Source organism: Lentzea xerophila (assembly GCF_051094245.1).
GTDB classification, from domain to species: Bacteria; Actinomycetota; Actinomycetes; order Mycobacteriales; family Pseudonocardiaceae; genus Lentzea; species Lentzea xerophila.
The window spans coordinates 6,370,220-6,390,455 of sequence record NZ_CP194934.1 but is presented as its reverse complement, the minus strand read 5'-3'; the positions used below and the strand labels follow the sequence as shown (position 1 = coordinate 6,390,455).

The window sequence follows — 20,236 nt, the reverse complement described above, 5'->3', positions numbered from 1 at the left end:
TGCTTGGAACCGAAGGAGGGGTCGCGATGCAGATCAAGGTCCTGGGGCCCGTCGAGGCCAAGGTGAACGGTCGCTCGGTGACGCCTACCGCCGCCAAGCCGCGGCAGATCCTGGCGCTGCTCGCGCTGCACTCCGGACAGGTCGTGTCCGTCCCCACGCTGATCGAGGAGCTGTGGGGCGACCGGCCGCCGCGCAGCGCCCGCACCACCCTGCAGACCTACATCCTGCAGCTGCGCAAGCTCATCGGTGACGCGCTGTCGGCGTCCGGTGAGGGTGAGGCGAAGGAAGTGCTCGTCACCCGGTACGGCGGGTACCTGCTCGACGTGCCGCCGGAGGCCGTCGACGTGCACGAGTTCGAACGCCTCTCGCGTGCCGGCCAGCAGGCCTACGAAGTCGAGGACTACGCCTCGGCCTCGCGGCTGCTGCGCCAGGCGCTCGACATGTGGCGTGGCACCGCTGTTGTCGACGTGCGGCCCGGTATGCCGCTGAGCATCGAGGTCGTGCGGTTGGAGGAGGCCCGGCTGGGCGTGCTCGAGGCGCGCATCGACGCCGAGCTGCGGATGGGCAAGCACAAGGCGTTGCTCAGCGAGCTGTCCGTGCTGACCGTGCAGAACCCGATGAACGAGAACCTGTGCGCGCAGTACATGATCTCGCTGTTCCGCGCGGGCCGGCAGTGGCAGGCGCTCGACGCGTTCAAGGGCCTGCGCAACACCCTGATCGAGGAGCTCGGCGTCGAGCCGTCGTCGCGCCTGCAAGGGTTGCAGCACGCCATCCTCACGTCCGATCCGCGCCTCGACAGCGCGGAAACCCGGCAACTGCAACGGCTTCTCGCCTGAGCCCGGCTCCAGCGGCCCTCGCCACACTGTGGCGAGGGCCGTTTTTGCTTGTCTGGCAACGGTTTCTTGAGAATCTCTCCAGTGGCTTACAGGCGTGCGGTGACAACCTCAGTCGTGGGCGCGCGGGAATCGCCCGCTGGAGGAAAGGAAGCTAGCCGTGAGCGCACTGACCATCGAGGGCCTCAAAGAGATCCTCAACGAGGCCGCGGGCGACGACGACTCGTTCAAGCCGGGCCAGGACATTCTCGACCTCCCGTTCCTCGAGCTGGGCTTCGACTCCCTCGCCCTGCTGGAGACGGTCGCGCTGATCAAGCGCAAGTACGGGGTCGCCGTCGCCGATGACGAGCTGGCGCACCTGGAGACGCCGCGTCAGCTGCTGGACAAGGTCAACGGACAGATCGCGGCCTGACGCCGGCGACTCGGGATACGGAGACGGACATGACGCACACCACCACGCACACGGTCATGATCGGGGCTCCCGCCAAGGTGGTGTACGACCTGGTCGCGGACGTGACGACCTGGCCGTACATCTTCGGACCCACGGTGCACGCCGAGGTTTTCGAGCGGGACGGCTCGACGGAACGGTTGCGGTTGCACGCGTTCGCGAACGGTGACGTGCGTACGTGGACGTCCCGGCGCGAGCTCGACCCGGCGAACCTGCACATCTCCTTCGAGCAGGAGCGTTCGGCGGCACCGGTGAAGACGATGGGCGGACAGTGGCGGATCGTCCCGATCGCCGACTCGGCGACCCGGGTCGATCTGCTCCACCACTTCACCGCGGCACAGCCCGAGGCGGTCGAGGTCATCCTGAACGCCGTCAACAACAACAGCGACGCCGAGCTCGCCGCTCTCAAGCGGGCGGCCGAGTACGGCGACGACTACGACAAGCTGGTGCTGTCGTTCTCCGACAGCATCACGATCCACGCGAGCCGCAAGGACGTCTACGAGTTCCTGTACCGGTCGGACCTGTGGCCGGAGCGCCTGCCGCACGTGGCGCGGCTGGACCTGAAGGAAGCCGTCACCGGGGTGCAGTCCATGGAGATGGACACGCGCAGCCCGGACGGGTCGATCCACACCACGCACTCGGTGCGGGTCTGCACCCCGTACGACGGCATCGTCTACAAGCAGACGCACACGCCTCCGATCATGGCGGCACACGTCGGCCGGTGGACGTTCAAGGACATCGGCGACGGCATCGAGGCCGGCATCGAGGCGACCTCGCACCACACGGTCGTCATCCGGCCCGAGGTCGTCACCGAGGTGCTGGGAGCAGACGGGACGATCGAGCGGGCTCGTGAGCTCATCCGTCACGCGCTGGGCACCAACAGTCTCACGACGCTCCGGCACGCGAAGGAATTCGCCGAGAACGGATGAGGTGACGAGATGGGGTTGGGTGGCGCGGACCTGCTGACCGCCGCGGCACGCGCTGCAAGCCGCAACGGACTCTACGTGGTGTCCATGTACCTGGAGAAGGCCGCGGTCGAGCACCAGCGCAAGGGTTGCCCCTCTTCGGACGTGGCGCCCTGTGCCTACGAGATCGAGGCCTCCCGGGTGCTGCTGTCGGGCTTCTGACCGCGGGAGCGCGAGGGGTTCGGGGATGATGAAGCTCTACGACATCTCGCTGCGCCGCACCGGCCTGTCCATTTCGGACAGACTGGTCGCGGCGCGGCGCCTCGACGCGCTCGGCGTCACGTTCGTCGACGGAGGAAGGCCCGCCCGGTCGTTCTACCACCGGGCGGCGATCGAGCTCCGGTTGCGGGCCGCCACCCTCATCGCCTCGGGCGGTGCGGAGGACCTGGCCGCACTCATGGCCGCGGAGACCCCCGCGGTGGCAATAGTTGTCCAAGGGCACGGCATCTCGGTGGTCCGGGAAGCCGTGCGTCAACTCGTGCGCGCCGAACGGCGAGTGATCGTCGAGGCGCGCGATTTCTTCGACGGCTGGCTGATCGACCCCGAGCACTCTCTCGAGGTCGTGCTGACCGCCGCGGAGGCTGGGGCGGAAACCGTGTTGCTGCACGACACAGCGGGCAAGCTGTGGCCGGACCAGATCGGCGAGATCGTCGAGTCGGTCGCACAAACCGGTGTGCCCCTTGGTTTCGGATGTCACGACGACGGTGGCTCGGCGGCGAAGCAGCTCTTCGCGGCCGACGCGGGGGCTGGCCTCGTACAGGGGTCCTACGCCGTCGTTCGAGGTGGCCTCGATCGGGCCGATTCACCATCGGTTCATTCGGCAGAGACAGGTATCGCTCCCGTGCCCTGTCCGAGATTGGAGCAGACCGTGTCCGCACAGAAGGCGATTGGAGGTGTCCGATGAGTCGTCGCGCCGTCATCACCGGGGTGGGCGTGGTCGCACCTGGTGGCATCGGAACGAAGGCGTATTGGAAACTGCTGTCCGAAGGGCGTACGGCGACTCGCAACATCACGCACTTCGACGCGTCTCCGTACCGCTCCCGCATGGCGGGGGAAGCAGATTTCGATCCAGTGCGCGAAGGCTTGACGCCGCAGGAGATCCGCCGGCTCGACCGCGCCGCGCAGTTCGCGGTCGTCGCGGGCCGTGAGGCGATGTCCGACTCCGGCATCGAGTTCGACCAGCTCGACCCCGGCCGCATCGGTGTCTCGCTCGGCACCGCGGTCGGCTGCACGACCTCGCTGGAGCGCGAGTTCATCGTCGGCTCCGACCGGGGTAAGTACTGGGAGGTCGACCAGTCCTACGCCGTCCCGCACCTCTACGACTACTTCACGCCGTCCTCGATGGCGACGGAGCTGGCGTGGACAGTGGGCGCCGAAGGGCCGGTCTCCGTGGTCTCCACGGGCTGCACCTCCGGTCTCGACTCGGTCGGTTACGCGGCCGAGCTGATCATGGAGGGATCCGCGGACGTCGTCGTCACCGGCGGCACCGAGGCTCCGCTCTCCCCGATCACGGTGGTGTGCTTCGACGTGATCCGTGCGTCGAGCACCCGCAACGACGACCCCACCACGGCGTGCCGGCCGTTCGACAAGACCCGCGACGGCCTGGTGCTGGGCGAGGGTTGCGCGATCATCGTGCTGGAGGAGCTGGAGCACGCCCGTGCTCGCGGCGCGCACATCTACGGTGAGATCGGCGGCTTCGCCTCGCGGTGCAACGCCTACCACATGACGGGTCTGCACCCCGAGGGCATCGAGATGTCCGACGCCATCAACATCGCGCTGAAGCAGGCGCGGGCGGACGCCACGGACGTCGGGTACATCAACGCGCACGGGTCGGGCACCAAGCAGAACGACCTGCACGAGACGGCGGCGTTCAAGCGCAGTCTCGGCGCGCACGCCTACAAGACCCCGGTCTCCGGCTTCAAGTCGATGATCGGGCACTCGCTGGGCGCGATCGGGTCGCTCGAGATCGTCGGCTCGCTGCTGGCGTTCGAGGAGGACCTCATCCCGCCGACGGCGAACCTGCACGAGCCGGACCCCGAGTGCGACCTCGACTACACGCCGCTGGTCGCGCGCGAGAAGAAGGTCAACACGGTCCTCACCGTGGGCAGTGGTTTCGGTGGATTCCAGAGCGCCATGGTGCTCAAGAAGGTGGAAGGGGCAGGCCGGTGACTCGGGCGGTGGTGACGGGAATCGGCATCGCGTCGCCGAACGGGCTGGGGCCGACCGCGTACTGGCGGGCGACCCTGCACGGGGAGGCGGCGATCAAGCCGATCACCCGGTTCGACAGCGCGAACTACTGGGCGAAGATCGCCGGAGAGGTGCCCGGCTTCGAGGCAGGGCGGCACCTGCAGGGTCGCCTGCTGCCGCAGACGGACCACATGACGCGGCTGACCCTGGTCGGCACTGACTGGGCGTTGCGTGGTGCGGGCGTGCAGCCGAACGACATCCCGGACACCGACATCGCGGTGATCACCGCGGCGACGGCGGGCGGGTACGAGTTCGGTCAGCGGGAACTGCAGAAGCTGTGGCACCAGGGCCCCGAGTACGTCTCGGCGTACCAGTCGTTCGCGTGGTTCTACGCGGTCAACACGGGCCAGATCTCCATCCGCCACGGCACACGCGGTCCCGGCGCGGTGGTGGTGTCCGAGCAGGCCGGTGGCATCGACTCCATCGGCCACGCCCGGCGCCAGCTGCGCAAGGGGGTCCAGCTCGCCCTCACCGGCGGCATGGACTCCTCGCTGTGCCCGTGGGCGTGGGTGGCGCACCAGGCGTCGGGTTGCCTGTCCCGCAACAACAATCCGAAACGCGCCTACCTGCCGTTCGACCGCGACGCCTCCGGGTACGTCGCGGGCGAGGGCGGCGCGATCATGGTCGTCGAGACGCCGGAGTCGGCGGCCGGTCGTCCGGGTACGCGCATCTACGGTGAGATCGTCGGGTACGCCGCGACGTTCGACTCGAAGATGCCGTCACGGGAGCCGGGACTGAAGCGGGCGGCCGAGCTGGCGTTGCGCGACGCCGGCATGGACGCCTCGGAGATCGACGTGGTGTTCGCCGACGCGGCGGGCATTCCCGAGCTCGACAAGGCCGAGGCCGAGGCGATCAAGGGCATCTTCGGGCCGTTCGGCGTGCCGGTGACGGCGCCGAAGACCATGACAGGGCGTCTGTTCGCCGGTGGTGGCTCGCTGGACGTGGCGTCGGCGATCCTCTCCATCTACTGGAGCGCGATCCCGCCGACCGTCAACGTCGAGAACCTCGTGCCGGAGTACGAGCTCGACCTCGTGATGAACGAGGCGCGGCACGGCAAGATCAAGGCCGCACTGGTGCTCGGGCGCGGCAAGGGCGGCTACAACTCCGCCATGGTGGTTCGCGAGTACAGGTGATGTCATGCCTCAAGGGCCGTGAGGGTTTCGTCTCTCACGGCCCTTGAGCCTTTTCTGGAGGCTTCTTGTGGACGTAGCACTGATGTTTCCCGGGCAGGGGTCGCAGTACCCGCGGATGGCGGCGTCGCTGTACGGCACGGACGCCGTGTTCACCTCGGTGATCGACGAGGTCTTCGAGCTGTTCGGCGAGGTGGGGTCGCTCGCCTGCGACGACTGGCTGGCCGGCAACGACATCGACCACGTGTCGCGCGCCCAGCCGTTGCTGTTCGCGGTCGACTATGCGTTGGGGCGCACGGTTTTGTCGTGGGGCGTCGAACCCGTCGCGTTGATCGGGCACTCCGCCGGTGAGGTCGTCGCGGCGACGCTGGCCGGCGTGTTCTCGTTGGAGGAAGCCGTTTCCCTGGTGCGGGACCGGGTGTTGTCCGCCGTGCCGATCCCGTCCGGCGGCATGCTGGCCGTCGCGGCTTCCGAGGCCGACCTGGTGCCGTACCTGGAGGGCGACGTCGCGATCGCCGCGGTGAACTCCGCGCGGCAGACGATGCTGGCCGGGTCGGACGAACCGCTGGCGCGCGTGCGGGCACGGCTGGAGGCGGACGAGTACATCGTCGTGACGGTGCCGGCGTCGACCCCGTTCCACAGCCCGGCGATGCAGCCCGCCGTGGACGAGGCACTGGCGGCGTGGAGCGCTTCGCCCGTCGCGCCGTCGATGCCGTTGTACTCCGGCTACACGGGCAAGCTGATGACTCCCGAAGACGCTCTGTCGGCACGGTTCTGGACCCGCCAGCTGACCGACGCCGTCTACTTCGGACCGGCGCTGAACGAGCTGGTGGCGATGTACGACGTGCTGCTGGTGGAAGCCGGGCCCGGCCAGACGCTGACGTCGTTCGCGCGCCGGACGAAGGCGGTGCGGTCCGGTGCCTCGCAGGTGCTGCCGCTGCTGGACGCCTCGGACTTCGTGGAGACCGCTCGCGCCCGGCTGACGTAGTACGTATAAAAGGGCCGCCCTCTCCTGGTGAGGGCGGCCCTTTGGCGGTGCTCAGTCGATCCCGCGGACGATGTGGTCTTCGTTCTCCGGTGGCCATATTTCGTTGTTATCCATACCTTTCACGGTAGGTATGGTGATTCAGCTCTCACTTGAGAGCTAGTGGCGTGGCTCGGACCGTTGGCTCGGTAATTCACGCTCAGCAGGGCGCCTCGCGGCACCGCTCCCACGCCCCCGTACAACCAGTACGAGCAATGCCTGGAACTTAAGCGGTTCTGGGGCTGCTTGAGGTTGGCGGGTGCGTGGTAGCTGTTGTTGAAGTCGTTGTGGGGAGTACCTGGATCTGGTAGCTGGCGTTGTTGCTGGTCAGCTGCCGGGTCTTCCCGCGCCACGGGTATCGCGCGTAGGTGTTCTTGAGCGCGCGGGGGAAGATCCGGTGGTGGGTGTGGACGGTGACCAGCTGCCGGCTCAGGTCGTGTGCTGCCCAGGCGAGGTGTCTGGCGGCGTCGGCGGGCGTGGTAGTGATCGCGTGCTCGACGGTGTCACGGGCGGCGGTGAAGGAGATCCGGGACGGGTCCAGGTCGTGGGTGAGTGCGGCGTGGCCGATCAGTAGCCGGATGGCCTGGTGGACGACCAGGGTGGCCCATAGTTCTTGCTGGGCGCGGATCGGGGTCTGGCCGCGTAGTGCTCGCTTGGCCAGCAGCACGGTTTTGATCTCGCCGATGCCGGTCTCGGCGGCCCACCGGCGGGCGTAGAGGGCCACCAGCTGGTCCGCGGGGGCGGTGGCGGGGTCGAGCAGGCTGGTGACCAGCCGGTATTTCTCGGTGCGGGTCTCGCCGTCGGCGGTGACGGTGATCAGCGCCTCGACCACCCGCACCACGATGCCCTTGATCGGACGGGGCGTGGGCGGGCGGTGTCCGTGTTGCTTGTTGCGGCGCACGTTGCGCCGCCAGTTGCGGGCGTCGTCGGGGTCGTGGAGCACGGACAGCCACGATCCGTCCGGCAGTGCCTGCCGCACCGGCAGAATCGGCTTGTCCAGCTTGGCCCGCCACAACAGATGCGTGCCGCGGGCCCGGCACGCGGTCCACAACGCGTGGCTGAGAAAGCCGCGGTCGGCCAGCAGCAGCATCCCGGCGCGCAGCCGCTCGATGAGCTGCCCGGCCAGGAATCTCTCGCTGCGGGCGACCCGCCCGGTGGCCGCACCCAGCAGACGGCGTCCGCCGCAGGCCAGCAGCACCAGAACCCGTGTCTTGGGCAGTCCGTGGAAGACGCCTTTGCGTTGATGGGGCGGGAAGTGCTCGCGGTTGGCGGTGGTGTCGGCCAGCTCGATCTCGGTGCCGTCCCAGGCACACACCAGCAACCCGAACGCATGCGACCACGGTCGGACTGGGGCCGGTATCGCCTGGACAAGCGCGCCGAACAACAGTTGAAACGGCACCACGCCGATCCGGTCCCGCAGCGCGGTCAACGCCGTGCTCGACGGCAGCCGCCAACCCCGCACCGATAACCGGACCAGACCGTCGAGCGGGAACATCGCCTTGATCGTTGTGGCTGCCGACTTGGTGCGCAGCAGGCATAACGCGAGCACGAAGTACACGCCCAGCCGCGATGGCAACGCCCGGAACCGTCGCTCGTCGCGGCCCGACACCGCCAATGCCTCATCGACCAACGCCGGTGGCAGGACACACGACAACAGGCCTAGCGCGGACCGGGACAACAACCGCCCCACCGGCGAGGACCACCCTGAGGGCATGACAGCATGAACAGACAACGAGGCTCCTGGCCCAGACTGCTGACTTCGACAATCACCAGTCCTAGCCGGAGCCTCGTTGCCTGTTCAGGCAGCCACACTGATCACAGCCGAACCGTGATCAACGCCCTCCGCCACCCAGCCTTAAGTTCCAGGCATTGCCAGTACGAAGACGTGGGGGCGGCACCACGATGCACCCGTCTGACCGCGAATTCGCCCGGCAACGTCCGAGCCACACCACTAGGGCCTGTATCGAAGTCCATGTCCGCGATAGCCGGGCCTGAGGCGGCCCCTGGCGGCACGGCCGGATGGCCCACATACAACACCGGTATGCGGGCCATCCGGCCGCACCACCAGAAACCACCTCAGGCGCGACTCTCATCGAACGGGACTTCGATACAGGCCCTAGTCGTCGAGCAGGGCGACCGCGCGGGTCCAGCCCGCGCCGGCGCCCTTGATCTTGACCGGGAACGCGACGACGGTGAAACCGAAGTCCGGCAACGCGTCCAGGTTCGCCAGCCGCTCGATCTGGCAGTACTCGCGGTCGCGGCCGGCGAAGTGCGCGGGCCACAGCACGCTCTCGTCCTTCGTCGCCAGGTAGCGCTTCACGATGTCCGGGAACGGCGCGTCGAGGCTGAACGCGTCGGTGGCGATCACCTTGACCCCCAGGTCCAGCAGGAAGTTCGTGGCGGGACCGTCGAGTCCGGTGTAGTCGGTGAAGTAGGTCTGGGTGCCCGCGTGCTCGGCGGCGCCGGTGTCGAGGATGACGATGTCCATCGGCTTCGGCGTGTAGCCGATGCGGGCGAACTCCTTCTCCAGCACCTCGACGCCGATGACGCCCGTGCCGTGGCCGCGGACGTCGAGCTTCACGCCGGGGTTGTGGAACCACTCGAGCGGCATCTCGTCGATGTGGCGCGGGATCCCGTTGCCGTACGTGGTCTTCGAGCCGTAGTGCGACGGGGCGTCGACGTGCGTGCCGGTGTGGGAGGTGAGGCTGATCCGGTCCAGCGTGAGGAACTCGGAGTCCCGCAGCACGGAGACGTCGAACTCGATGCCGAGCCGCGCCTTGAGCTGCTCGGCCATGTGTTCGGCACCCTGGGCGGCCGTGAGCACCTCGTGCGTCACCGGGTCCGCTTCGTACGCGGATGCGTCAATGTGGGAAGACAGATCGATGATGCGCATGGAACCGAGCCTGGCGGGCGTTCCTTGAGCACGTCTCAAGACGCGGTGTGCATGGTTTTCGTCAGCTGACACCGTTTCCGTAGGGAGTGCCTGGCATGATCACCTTCGTCAACCGCTTCACGCTCACCGGTGACCCCGAGGAGTTCGAGAAGGCCTTCGACGAGACCGCGGCCTTCCTGAGGGAACAGCCCGGCCTGATCAAGTACACGCTGTCGCGCCAGCTCGACGACCCGGCCTCCTACATCAACATCGCGTTGTGGGAGAGCGCCGACGCCCTGCGCGCCGCGCTGGCGCACCCGGACTTCGGCAACCACGCCAAGGCGATGCGCGGCCTGGCCGAGTCCACCGGCGCGATCTTCGCGCCGCGCCTGTCGTTCGAGGCCTGATGGGTCCGCTGGAGGGCTTGAAGGTCGTCGAGTTCGGCGGCATCGGGCCCGGTCCGCACGGCGCGATGCTGCTCGCGGACCTCGGCGCGGAGGTCACGCGCGTCGAGCGTCCGTCCGGCGGGCTGTCCGTGGTGCCGGACGCCTCCCGCGACTTCCTGTTGCGCGGCAGGCGTTGCGTGTCGGCGGACCTGAAGTCCGCCGACGGCCGTGCCGCGGTCCTGGAGCTGATCTCGTCGGCCGACGTGGTGATCGAGGGCTTCCGCCCCGGCGTGCTGGAACGGGTCGGCCTGGGACCCTCCGACTGCCTGGCGGTCAACCCCGGCCTGATCTACGCGCGGATGACGGGCTGGGGCCAGGACGGGCCGCTGGCGCAACGCGCCGGGCACGACATCAACTACCTGTCGCTGACCGGTGTGCTGCACGCGATCGGCAAGCCGCCGCTGAACCTGGTCGGCGACTTCGGCGGCGGCTCGCTCTACCTGGTGCTGGGCGTGCTGGCGGCGTTGTGGGAACGCCAGCGCACCGGGCGGGGCCAGGTCGTCGACGCGGCGATCGTCGACGGGGTGGCGTCGCTGGCGCAGATGATCTGGTCGATGAGGGCGCAGTCGGTGTGGGAGGACGTGCCGGAGGCGAACCTGCTCGACGGCGGGTGCCCGTTCTACTCGATCTACGAGTGCGCGGACGGCCGGTCCGTCGCCGTGGGGTCGCTGGAGCCGCAGTTCTACGCGTTGCTGCTGGCCGGACTGGGGCTGGACGCGGCTGATCTGCCCGAGCAGCTGGACCGGGATGGCTGGCCGTTGCTGCGCAAGACGTTCGCCGAGGCGTTCCTGAGCCGGACCCGCGACGAGTGGTCGGAGGTGTTCGCCTCCACCGACGCCTGCGTGACCCCGGTGCTGACACTCGACGAGGCTTCGTCGCACCCGCACCTCGTAGCACGCGGCGTGTTCACCCCGGACGGCGCCGCCGTCCCTGCGCCGCGCTTTTCCAGCGACTAGATTCGGTCTTCGTGGAACTGCGCATCTTCACCGAGCCCCAGCAGGGGGCGAGCTACGACGACCTGCTCCGCGTGGCGCGGACGGCCGAGGACGCCGGATACGGCGCCTTCTTCCGCTCCGACCACTACCTCAGCATGGGCTCGGCCGACGGCCTGCCCGGCCCGACCGACCCGTGGATCACGTTCGCCGGTCTGGCTCGCGACACCTCGACGATCCGCCTGGGCACACTGATGACCGCCGCGACGTTCCGCCACCCCGGACCGCTCGCCATCAGCGTCGCCCAGGTCGACCAGATGTCCGGCGGCCGGGTCGAGTTCGGCATCGGCGCCGGCTGGTACGAGGCCGAGCACACCGCGTACGGCATCCCGTTCCCCGCGCTGGGCGAGCGCTTCGAGCGCTACGAGGAACAGGTCGCGATCATCACCGGCCTGTGGGAGACCCCGGTCGGTGGCACGTTCTCGTTCGAGGGCAAGCACTACACGCTGACCGAGTCGCCCGCGCTGCCCAAGCCCGCGCAGGAGCGCGTCCCGCTGCTGATCGGCGGCATGGGCGCCAAGCGCACCCCGGCCCTCGCCGCCTCCTACGCCACCGAGTTCAACCTGCCGTTCGTCGGCATCGACGCCGCCGTCGAGCAGTACGCGCGGGTCGACGCCGCGTGCGAGGAGATCGGCCGCGACCCGAAGGAGATCATCCGCTCGGTCGCGCTCGTCGCGTGCGTCGGCCGCACCGACGCCGACGTCGCCCGCCGTGCCGCCGCGATCGGCCGCGAGGTCGGCGAGCTCAGGGAGAACGGTCTCGCCGGCACCCCGGCCGAGGTCGTCGACCGCATCGGCGCGTGGCGCGAGGCGACCGGCATCCAGCGTGTCTACCTGCAGACCCTGGACCTCGCCGACCTCGACCACATCACCGAGATCGCGGCGGACGTCGCCCCGCAGCTCTGACCAGTTGATATATCGGATATCAGGCGAGCGCTCGGCGAACCGCCGCCGGCATGGGCAGCACTTGGTTCGCATACCGCCGCCGATATCCGATATATCGCAGCTGCAGTCCAGGGTCGTCGAGGTAGCGCTTCTCGAGCCCGTTCTGCCCCAGAACCACCTTCAGCCCCCGTCCCAGCATCGACGGCGAGTCGAGGCCGAAGCGGTCGCGCAACACGTCGGCGGCCGCGTGGTCGCCGAACTCCAGTGCCGCCCGGCGGACGGACTCGACCGGCACCATCAGGTACTGCTCGTCGGCCCGCACCCCGTCGCGGTGCGCGATGCCCAGCGCGCCGAGCGCCTTCTGGTGCGCCCCGCCGTCCAGCCCGAGGTAGTACCGCTCCCACTCGCCGACCTGGATCTCGCCACTCCACGTGCGCACGGGAGCGGCCGCCGCCACCGCCCCGTTCGACGTGATTCCACCTGCCAGCGCCGTCAGACCGGCAGCCGTGAACAACTGGCGTCGGGACAACCTCACGACGCACCCTCCTCCGGAATCCCGCGGTTCCCCGCCGCAGGGCTACGGAATGCTAGCGAAGGTGATACCCGGAGCAACGGGTCCGGTGCGGGTCAACGTGCGGTCCGTCAGGGGGAGCGTTCCGTCCAGCGCCGCGAGCACAGCGTCACGGGCGAGTGGCAGCACCTCGGCGACCGTGACGTCCCGGCCGAGCTCGTGCGACAGCGAAGCGACGCCCGCGTCCTTGATGCCGCACGGGATGATGTCGCCGAACGCGTCGAGGCTCGCGTTGCAGTTGATCTCGAAGCCGTGCATGGTCACGCCCCGCTGCACGCGGATGCCGATGGCGGCGACCTTGCGCTCCGGACCCCGGTCGTCGGCGGGGATCCACACGCCGCTGCGGCCCTCGACCCGGCCGGTGTGCACGCCGAGCCGGTCGCACACGTCGATCAGGCCCTGCTCGACCCGCCGCACGTACTCCACGACGTCGATCGGATCGGCGAGCTTGACGATCGGGTAGCCGACCAGCTGGCCGGGGCCGTGCCAGGTGATCTTGCCGCCGCGGTCGACGTCGATGACCGGGGTGTCCCCACCGCGCGGGCGCTCCTCGTCGAGGGTGCGCCGGCCGCAGGTGTAGACGGGCGGGTGTTCGAGCAGCAGGAGGGTGTCCGGGCCGCTACTGATACCACCACTGGCGGCGCGTGCCTCGGCGATCTCCTTCTGCAGGTCCCACGCCGCCATGTATTCGATGAGCCCCAGCTCACGGATGACGACGGGGTCTGACGAGGTGCGGCACGAGTTCACGACCCGACGTTACCAACCCCAGCACCATGGCGGCCAAAAGCCCAGCGCCCGTCACACCCAGCACCGCGCCGACGACGTCGGTGACCCAGTGCATCTCGAGCACGACCCTGGCGAACCCGGCGACCAGCACCGCGAGCACCGCCCACAGCACGCCGCGTTTCAGCAGGACGACCATTGTGAAACCGACCGACGCGACCGCGACCGTGTGCCCGCTCGGGTAGCTCGGCAGGTGGTACTCGACGGGCCTCGCCCGGTCGAACAGGAACCTCGTGAGCAAGGTCGCGCAGCACAGCCCGTGCAGTAGCAACGCCTTCCACAACTGTGGATCGCGCCGCCGCCAGGCCAGCACGAACAACACCGCCGCGAACGCCCACCCGAGGGTCGGCCCCATCACCAGGCTCACGGCGAACGCCGTCGCCCGCAGCCACTCCGGGCGCGGCAACGAGTCGTGCACCCACATGTCGAGCCCGGTCGTCTCGGGCAGTCCCAGGAGGATCCACGAGATCACCAGAACGGCGGCGGCCGCCCGCGTCATGCGACCGCCGCGTTCAGCGCGACCGGAAGTGCCGGGTGCATGAACTGGAACCCGTGGCGTTCGAGCACTTTCGGCGTCAGGCCCGGTCCGCTCAGCAGCAGTTCCTGAGCCATCTCACCGCCGAGCAACGTCCTCAGCGCGAACGCGGGCACCGCCCACGGCGTCGGCCGGTTCAGCGCCGCCCCGACCGCCTTGGTGAACTCGGCGTTCGTCACCGGCGTGGGCCCGGCGACGTTCACCGGCCCGCGGATGTCCTCGTGCTCGACGACGAACCGGTAGGCGGACACGACGTCGTCCAGCGACACCCACGGGAAGAACTGCTCCCCGGACCCGAGCTTGCCGCCCAGGAAGAACTGGAAGAGGGGCTTCAGCCGGCCGAACACACCGCCGGACGGCGAGATGACGACAGCGGTGCGCATTAATACGACACGCACGCCGCCTTCCTGGGCCACGGACGTCGCCGCCTCCCAGTCCTGGGTCAGCCGCGACATGAACGTGTGGCCGCCCGGCGCGTCCTCGTCCGCGAGGCGCGAGCCGGTGTCGCCGTAGAAGTGGGCACCCGACGAGTTCACGAGCGCCGGCACCCCGTGCTCGACGACCGCCGCCGACAGCACCTCGGCCGGCACGACGCGACTGTCGTGCAGCACCTGCTTGCGCGCGTCGTCCCACCGCTTGTCGCCGATGCCCGCACCGCACAGGTTGATGACGGCGTCGACGTCGTCGAACGTGCCGTCGTCGATGCGCCCGGCGTACGGGTCCCAGCCGCGTTCGTCGGGGGCGGCGGCCTTGCGGCGCACCAGCCGCAGCACCTCATGACCGGCGGCGCGCATGTGCGCCACCAGGCTCGTTCCGATCAGGCCCGACGATCCCGCGATGACGACTCGCATACCTAGATCGTTCCCCACTGTGACATCACCTGCACAGCACTACACCGCACACAGGAGCCAGGATGTGCTGAAGGCCACCCCGGCAAACCGGGGTGGCCTTCAGGTCACTCTTCGGAGATACCCGATATATCGGATATCAGCCTGCGCTCAGAGACCGAGGTCGGCCTCGAACGCACCCTCCTCGAGACGGTTCTTGACCGTCGTGAGGAAGCGGCCCGCGTCCGCACCGTCGACCAGGCGGTGGTCGTAGGTGAGCGCGAGGTACATCATCGAACGGATCGCGATGGTGTCGTCGCCGTTCTCGTCGGTCATGACGACCGCGCGCTTCTTGACCACGCCGACGCCCAGGATGCCGACCTGCGGCTGCTGGATGATCGGGGTGTCGAACAGCGCGCCGTTGCTGCCCAGGTTGGTCAGCGAGAACGTGCCACCCGTGAGCTCGTCCGGGGTGAGCTTGTTCGAGCGGGCGCGGGTCGCCAGGTCGCCGATCTTGTGGGCGATGCCCGACAGGTTCAGGTCACCGGCGTTGTGGATCACGGCGTTGAGCAGGCCGCGCTCCGTGTCGATCGCCATACCGAGGTGCTCGGCACCGTGGTAGGTGACCTCCTTGCGCTCCTCGTCGATCGACGCGTTGAGCACCGGGTGGGCCTTGAGGGCCTCGATGGCGGCCTTGGCGAAGAACGGCAGGAACGTGAGCTTCGCGCCCTCACGAGCCTCGAACGCCTTCTTCGCCTGGTTGCGCAGGCGGGCGATCTTGGTGACGTCGACCTCGAACACCTGGGTGAGCTGGGCCGACATCTGCAGCGACTCACGCGTGCGCTGCGCGACGATCTGACGCAGACGCGGGAGCTTCTGCACGGTGCCGCGCTTGCCCGAGTTGTCGACCGCGGCCGGAGCCGAGGTGCGAGAGGCGGGAGCGGCAGCCGGAGCAGCGGCGGCGGGCGCGGGAGCCGGGGCCTTCTTGGCCTCGACCGCGGCGAGCACGTCCTGCTTGCGGATGCGGCCGCCGACGCCGGTGCCCTTGAGCGAGCCCAGGTCGATGCCGTTCTCCGACGCGAGCTTGCGCACGAGCGGAGTGACGTACGGCGTGCCGTTCGCGTCGTCGCCCGAAGGAGCGGCGGCGGGCGCGGGAGCGGCCTGCGGGGCCGGAGCCGGCGCCTGCTGCTGGGCCGGGGCGGGCTGCTGCGGAGCCGGTGCCGGAGCGGACTGCTGCGGCGCGGGAGCCGGAGCGGACTGCTGCGGTGCGGGCTTGGTCTCCGGCGCGGGCGCCGACTGGGCCGGGCTGCCCGAACCGATGACGGCGAGCTTGCCGCCGACGTCGACGGTCTCGTCCTCACCGGCGGTGATCTCGAGCAGCGTGCCCGCGACCGGCGACGGGATCTCGGTGTCGACCTTGTCGGTCGAGACCTCGAGCAGCGGCTCGTCGACCTCGACGCTGTCGCCGACCTGCTTGAGCCAGCGGGTCACGGTGCCCTCGGTGACGGACTCGCCGAGCGCCGGCATCGTGACGTCGGTGCCCTGCGCCGAACCACCGGACTGGGCCGGCGCCGGCGCGGGAGCGGCTTCCTGAGCGGCCTCGGAGGGCTGCGCGGACGGCTGGGTCTGCTGCGGCTCGGGCTGCGCCTGCTCCTGGGGCGCGGACTCCTGGGCCGGGGCGGGCGCGGCGGAACCGCCGTCACCGTCACCGATGACCGCGAGCTCACCGCCGACCTCGACGGTGTCGTCCTCCTGCGCGACGATCTTCTGCAGGACGCCGGCCGCCGGGGACGGGATCTCGGTGTCGACCTTGTCGGTGGACACCTCGAGCAACGGCTCGTCCACCTCCACCCGGTCGCCTTCCTGCTTCAACCACCGGGTGACCGTGCCCTCGGTGACACTCTCACCGAGTGCGGGCATCTGGACGGAGAAGGCCATTGTTCGCTGACTCCTCGTGCTCTCGTGTGGCTGACTTGGATGGGGAACGGTCAGCCGTGCACGTGCAGCGGCTTGCCGGCCAGGGCGAGGAACGCCTCGCCGAGGGCTTCAGTCTGGGTCGGGTGGGCGTGGATCAGCGGAGCCACGTCCTCCGGGTAAGCCTCCCAGCTGTAGATCAGCTGGGCCTCACCGATGAGTTCGCCGACGCGCTCGCCGACCATGGTGACGCCGACGACCGGGCCGTCGGGGGCCTTGACGAGCTTCACGCCGCCCGCGGTCTTGAGGATCTGGCTCTTGCCGTTGCCCGCGAGGTCGTAGATGAACACCTCGGCCGAGCCGTACTTCTCCTTGGCCGCGGCCTCGGTGAGACCGACGGAGGCGACCTCGGGCTTGCAGTACGTGACGCGCGGGATGCCCGCCTCGTCGATCACCTTCGGGTTCTGGCCCGCGATCTCCTCGGCCACGAAGATGCCCTGCTGGAAACCGCGGTGCGCGAGCTGCAGGCCCGGCACGATGTCGCCGACGGCGTAGACGTTCGGCAGGTTCGTGCGCAGCCGGTCGTCGGTGACGACGAAGCCGCGGTCGATCGTGATCCCGGCCTCCTCGTAGCCGTGGCCCGCGCTGTTCGGGCCGCGGCCGACCGCGACGAGCAGCAGGTCGGCGTCGAGGACGTCGCCGTTCTCCAGCGTGATCGACACGCCCGAGTCGGACTGCGTGGCGCCGGTGAACTTGACGCCGGTCTTGAACTTGATGCCGCGCTTGCGGAAGGCGCGCTCGAGCTGCTTGGACGCGTACTCGTCCTCGGCGGGGACCAGGCGGGGGAGGGCCTCGACGATGGTCACGTCGGCGCCGAACGAACGCCACACGCTCGCGAACTCCACGCCGATGACGCCGCCACCCAGGACGACGACCTTCTCCGGGATGAAGTCCAGGTTGAGCGCCTGGTCGCTGGTGATGACCCGGCCGCCGATCTCCAGACCGGGCAGGCTGCGGGCGTACGAGCCCGTCGCGAGCACCACGTTCTTGCCGGTGTAGCGCCGGCCGTTCACCTCGACGGTGTTCGGGCCGACGAACGTGCCCGCGCCCTCGACCAGGGTGACCTTGTTGGCCTTCGCGAGACCCTGCAGACCCTTGTAGAGCCGCGAGATCACGCCGTCCTTGTACGAGTTGACGCCGGCGATGTCGATGCCCTCGAGCGAGGACTTCACACCGAACTGGTCGCCTTCACGCGCGTTGTCCGCGACCTCGGCCGCGTGCAGCAGCGCCTTGGTCGGGATGCAGCCGCGGTGCAGGCAGGTGCCACCGAGCTTGTCCTTCTCGACCAGGACGACGGACAGGCCGAGCTCGGCCGCGCGGAACGCGCAGGCGTAGCCACCTGAACCGCCGCCGAGGATGACAAGATCGGCGTTGGTGGCCGACTCCAGTTCCGGCGAAGTCACTTCGGATCTCCTCGGGATTACTTACTACGCGCGGGTGCGCGCGAGGTACGCGGCCATCTTGTCACTAGTTGCCGGAGCGCGGTGATCCGGCATGGGACACCACGTCACGATCCTGATCATTCACCTACTCATAACACCCTTTCCTGGCACGATGGTGGAGGCAAGCACAGGAGGTGCTCGATGGGGCTGTTCGACCGTTTCCGCAGGAAGCCACGCCCAGGTGTGCTGCGGACCGCTTCCAACCAGGACACGAGCCACCTCGAGCAGTGGACGAAGAGCCGCCAGGGCGTCGAGGCCTACGTGGAGCCGAAGACCACGGTGACCGAAACCACTGTGGTCCTCGTCGCTCACGACGGCGAGTGGACCCGCCGCCGCGTCGCCTCCCCGGACGCCGCGCGATCGTTCGCCCGCAAGCTCGGCATGCCGATCTACGACGCCGGCATCGTCGGCTACCCCAAGCGCATGCGCGACTACACCGCGCGCCAGAAGAAACTCGGCAACGGCTAGAGCGCCTCGCCGGACGCTCTGTCGGTCACTCCGCCGCGCATCTGTTCCGTTGGGCGGCGATCCGATCAGCCGTCGGTATTCGCGGACCCCTTCGGCACGGAGGTCTCCGGCGGGAGTTCAGAGCGCCGCCACCGCGGCGGCGATCCACGGCTCGCTCGCGCCGGTGCCGACCTCGTCGGGCGTCCCGTTGATCGTCTCCATCAGGGACGTGTAGCGCTCCAGCACGCCGGTGAACCGCGCGACGGCTTGCTGGGCGTGCTCTTCGACGACCGGGTCGGGTTCGATCATCGACCGCTTCAGCTCACCCAGGTCCGGCGCTGCTCCGGTCACCTCCGCGGTGAGCCCGGCGAGCGAGGCGAGCAACCGCCCGGCGATCTCGCGCCCCCGCGGTGAGTCCGGCTCCACTCCGGACCGCTCCGCCTCCCACGCCTCGACCTCGATCAGCCGATGCGCCTCCATGCGCGCCATCACCTCCGGCGACGTCACGGTGAGCGCCTTCGGCGAGGCGAAGCCGGCGTGGAAGTACTCGCGCACCTCGGTGCGGAAGTCCGCGTCCCGCACCAGGTCCGCGAGCTCGATCCACGCCTGCAACTGCTCGGTGGTGGGCTCCTCTGGCAGCGCGGGCCGCATGCGGTGCAGGTGCTCGACGAACGCCGGGTGCACGGTGAGCCCGTCGGTGACCTCGTTCCAGAACCGGTCGAGCAGCTGTTCACGGTCCTCATCGGACATTGAGACGAGCTCGTGCATCAGCGCCACCTGCTGGGCGCTGCTGCCCTGGCGGACGACGGTCCGCAACACGGCCCGCCGCGCCTTCAGATGCCGCAACTGCCGTTCGACGATCACGAGGTGAGTGCTGGCGAGGTCGTGCAACGAGGTCTCGTCGGACAACAACCTGCGCACGTCCTCCACGCTCGCGCCGAGATCACGCAGGGTCCGCACGAGTTCCAGCCGTGCGACGGCCTCGACGTCGTAGAGCCGATAACCGCCGTCGGTGTGGCTGGTGGGCGGAACGACACCCTCGTCCGCGTAGAACCGGATGGCGCTCACACTCAGTCCGGTGCGGCGCGCGACGTCCCCGATGGGGTAGAGCTGCTGCTTGGTCATGGCAACCACCCTGTGGTCTCAAGCAGCTTGAGACTCAAGCCCCATTTCATGCAACGGTCGGTTCGTGCCGCACGGGGAAGTTGACGCTCGCCGCGATGAAGCACATCGAGTGCGCCTTCTCGTGCAACGCCTGCGCCGTCTCCCTGGTGCCGGGATCGGCGACGGTGACGATGGGGTGGAGCACCACCTCGGTCATCCGCCCGGACCCGTCGGGATGCTCGGCCATCGTGCCGGTCGCGTGGTCGCGGTACTCGGTGACGACGACGCCGTTGACCGACGCCAAATGCAGGAACCAGAGCATGTGGCATTGCGAAAGCGACGCGACAAGCAGTTCCTCGGGGTTGTACCGGCTGCGGTCACCCCGGAACGACGGATCGGACGACCCGAGGATCCTCTCCTTGCCGTCGATTCGAATCTCGTGCGCGCGCTCGTAGGACTTGTATCCGGAAGTCCCGTTTCCGGTGTTCCCGGTCCAAATGACATCGGCCTCGTAGTGATGCGTCCCCATATGGAAATACTCCTCCGGGCGGGCCTGGGGACCTAGCCCGCTGAGACACGCGTCTCCGTTCGGCCGCACCCGTCCGCGACCGTTCGCCCGATATATCAGTTCCGCCGCGCCGCCTGACCTGCACCCTAGCAACGACTCTTTGGACTTCGTCCGCAAAAGACTCGTTGCAAAGGCCGCGACGGC

General features: G+C 68.9%; 22 protein-coding genes. 12 read left to right on the top strand and 10 right to left on the bottom strand.

Translation table 11 applies throughout. The annotated features are described in order from the left end of the window. Nucleotides 1-26 precede the first annotated feature (26 nt). The 8 genes from ACRSBM_RS30260 to ACRSBM_RS30225 all read left to right on the top strand — a co-directional run bounded on the left by ACRSBM_RS30260 (nucleotide 27) and on the right by ACRSBM_RS30225 (nucleotide 6,611). On the top strand, nucleotides 27-836 hold the full coding sequence (locus tag ACRSBM_RS30260) for an AfsR/SARP family transcriptional regulator (RefSeq protein ID WP_434448480.1): 810 nt from the start codon (nucleotides 27-29) through the stop codon (nucleotides 834-836). A 157-nt stretch (nucleotides 837-993) separates the two neighbouring features. Further along, on the top strand, nucleotides 994-1,245 hold the full coding sequence (locus ACRSBM_RS30255) for an acyl carrier protein (RefSeq protein ID WP_396422587.1): 252 nt from the start codon (nucleotides 994-996) through the stop codon (nucleotides 1,243-1,245). A gap of 29 nt (nucleotides 1,246-1,274) precedes the next feature. Beyond that, a complete protein-coding gene (locus tag ACRSBM_RS30250) occupies nucleotides 1,275-2,210 on the top strand; it encodes an aromatase/cyclase (RefSeq protein WP_434448478.1) in 936 nt (311 codons plus the stop codon). Between the two features lie 9 nt (nucleotides 2,211-2,219). After that, nucleotides 2,220-2,408, top strand: a complete 189-nt coding sequence (locus ACRSBM_RS30245) for a hypothetical protein (protein ID WP_434448477.1) — start codon at nucleotides 2,220-2,222, stop codon at nucleotides 2,406-2,408. A gap of 28 nt (nucleotides 2,409-2,436) precedes the next feature. After that, nucleotides 2,437-3,150, top strand: coding sequence for a hypothetical protein (locus tag ACRSBM_RS30240; RefSeq protein ID WP_434448475.1), 714 nt, complete (start codon nucleotides 2,437-2,439; stop codon nucleotides 3,148-3,150). Then, nucleotides 3,147-4,415, top strand: a complete 1,269-nt coding sequence (locus ACRSBM_RS30235; RefSeq protein ID WP_434448473.1) for a beta-ketoacyl-[acyl-carrier-protein] synthase family protein — start codon at nucleotides 3,147-3,149, stop codon at nucleotides 4,413-4,415. The genes ACRSBM_RS30240 and ACRSBM_RS30235 overlap by 4 nt, the downstream gene beginning before the upstream one ends. After that, the gene (locus ACRSBM_RS30230) at nucleotides 4,412-5,626 is read left to right on the top strand and encodes a ketosynthase chain-length factor (RefSeq protein WP_396422592.1); all 1,215 of its coding nucleotides are present in this window, start codon (nucleotides 4,412-4,414) and stop codon (nucleotides 5,624-5,626) included. Before ACRSBM_RS30235 ends, ACRSBM_RS30230 begins: the two co-directional genes overlap by 4 nt. 67 nt (nucleotides 5,627-5,693) lie before the next feature. After that, a complete protein-coding gene (locus ACRSBM_RS30225) occupies nucleotides 5,694-6,611 on the top strand; it encodes an acyltransferase domain-containing protein (RefSeq protein ID WP_434448471.1) in 918 nt (305 codons plus the stop codon). Between the two features lie 262 nt (nucleotides 6,612-6,873). On the opposite strand, the gene ACRSBM_RS30220 is transcribed toward ACRSBM_RS30225, so the two are convergent. Beyond that, a complete protein-coding gene (locus ACRSBM_RS30220; RefSeq protein WP_434448469.1) occupies nucleotides 6,874-8,361 on the bottom strand; it encodes an IS4 family transposase in 1,488 nt (495 codons plus the stop codon). A gap of 402 nt (nucleotides 8,362-8,763) precedes the next feature. Further along, nucleotides 8,764-9,540, bottom strand: a complete 777-nt coding sequence (locus ACRSBM_RS30215) for a cyclase family protein (protein WP_030474582.1) — start codon at nucleotides 9,538-9,540, stop codon at nucleotides 8,764-8,766. Nucleotides 9,541-9,635: 95 nt separating this feature from the next. On the opposite strand from ACRSBM_RS30215, the gene ACRSBM_RS30210 reads away from it, so the two are divergent. From ACRSBM_RS30210 to ACRSBM_RS30200, 3 genes are read left to right on the top strand one after another with little or no spacing between them, the layout of a single operon-like run. Continuing rightward, a complete protein-coding gene (locus tag ACRSBM_RS30210; protein ID WP_434448467.1) occupies nucleotides 9,636-9,926 on the top strand; it encodes an antibiotic biosynthesis monooxygenase family protein in 291 nt (96 codons plus the stop codon). Beyond that, nucleotides 9,923-10,921 (top strand): CaiB/BaiF CoA transferase family protein, encoded by a 999-nt coding sequence (locus ACRSBM_RS30205; RefSeq protein WP_434453273.1) that lies wholly within the window; start codon nucleotides 9,923-9,925, stop codon nucleotides 10,919-10,921. The genes ACRSBM_RS30210 and ACRSBM_RS30205 overlap by 4 nt, the downstream gene beginning before the upstream one ends. An 11-nt stretch (nucleotides 10,922-10,932) precedes the next feature. Beyond that, entirely contained in the window at nucleotides 10,933-11,862 is a 930-nt protein-coding gene (locus ACRSBM_RS30200) for an LLM class F420-dependent oxidoreductase (protein WP_434448465.1), read from the top strand. Nucleotides 11,863-11,881: 19 nt separating this feature from the next. Here the strand turns inward: ACRSBM_RS30200 and ACRSBM_RS30195 are convergent, their stop codons facing one another. The 6 genes from ACRSBM_RS30195 to lpdA all read right to left on the bottom strand — a co-directional run bounded on the left by ACRSBM_RS30195 (nucleotide 11,882) and on the right by lpdA (nucleotide 17,934). Further along, the gene (locus ACRSBM_RS30195) at nucleotides 11,882-12,376 is read right to left on the bottom strand and encodes a hypothetical protein (RefSeq protein WP_434448463.1); all 495 of its coding nucleotides are present in this window, start codon (nucleotides 12,374-12,376) and stop codon (nucleotides 11,882-11,884) included. 42 nt (nucleotides 12,377-12,418) lie between these two features. After that, nucleotides 12,419-13,159, bottom strand: a complete 741-nt coding sequence (gene lipB, locus ACRSBM_RS30190; protein WP_434448461.1) for a lipoyl(octanoyl) transferase LipB — start codon at nucleotides 13,157-13,159, stop codon at nucleotides 12,419-12,421. Continuing rightward, the gene (locus ACRSBM_RS30185; RefSeq protein WP_434448460.1) at nucleotides 13,116-13,694 is read right to left on the bottom strand and encodes a phosphatase PAP2 family protein; all 579 of its coding nucleotides are present in this window, start codon (nucleotides 13,692-13,694) and stop codon (nucleotides 13,116-13,118) included. The genes lipB and ACRSBM_RS30185 overlap by 44 nt, the downstream gene beginning before the upstream one ends. After that, nucleotides 13,691-14,581 carry a TIGR01777 family oxidoreductase gene (locus tag ACRSBM_RS30180; protein WP_434448458.1) on the bottom strand — a complete coding sequence of 297 codons (891 nt, stop codon included), beginning with the start codon at nucleotides 14,579-14,581 and terminating at the stop codon, nucleotides 13,691-13,693. The genes ACRSBM_RS30185 and ACRSBM_RS30180 overlap by 4 nt, the downstream gene beginning before the upstream one ends. Nucleotides 14,582-14,728: 147 nt before the next feature. Further along, nucleotides 14,729-16,495 (bottom strand): 2-oxoglutarate dehydrogenase, E2 component, dihydrolipoamide succinyltransferase, encoded by a 1,767-nt coding sequence (sucB, locus tag ACRSBM_RS30175; RefSeq protein ID WP_434448456.1) that lies wholly within the window; start codon nucleotides 16,493-16,495, stop codon nucleotides 14,729-14,731. A gap of 50 nt (nucleotides 16,496-16,545) precedes the next feature. Further along, nucleotides 16,546-17,934 (bottom strand): dihydrolipoyl dehydrogenase, encoded by a 1,389-nt coding sequence (lpdA, locus tag ACRSBM_RS30170; RefSeq protein ID WP_434448454.1) that lies wholly within the window; start codon nucleotides 17,932-17,934, stop codon nucleotides 16,546-16,548. Nucleotides 17,935-18,114: 180 nt separating this feature from the next. On the opposite strand from lpdA, the gene ACRSBM_RS30165 reads away from it, so the two are divergent. Then, nucleotides 18,115-18,441 carry an oxidoreductase gene (locus ACRSBM_RS30165; RefSeq protein ID WP_434448452.1) on the top strand — a complete coding sequence of 109 codons (327 nt, stop codon included), beginning with the start codon at nucleotides 18,115-18,117 and terminating at the stop codon, nucleotides 18,439-18,441. A 117-nt stretch (nucleotides 18,442-18,558) separates the two neighbouring features. Here ACRSBM_RS30165 and ACRSBM_RS30160 read toward each other — a convergent pair whose 3' ends face one another. Further along, entirely contained in the window at nucleotides 18,559-19,545 is a 987-nt protein-coding gene (locus ACRSBM_RS30160; RefSeq protein ID WP_434448450.1) for a MerR family transcriptional regulator, read from the bottom strand. A gap of 46 nt (nucleotides 19,546-19,591) precedes the next feature. Further along, nucleotides 19,592-20,053, bottom strand: a complete 462-nt coding sequence (locus tag ACRSBM_RS30155; RefSeq protein WP_434448448.1) for an OsmC family protein — start codon at nucleotides 20,051-20,053, stop codon at nucleotides 19,592-19,594. Between the last annotated feature and the right edge of the window lie 183 nt (nucleotides 20,054-20,236).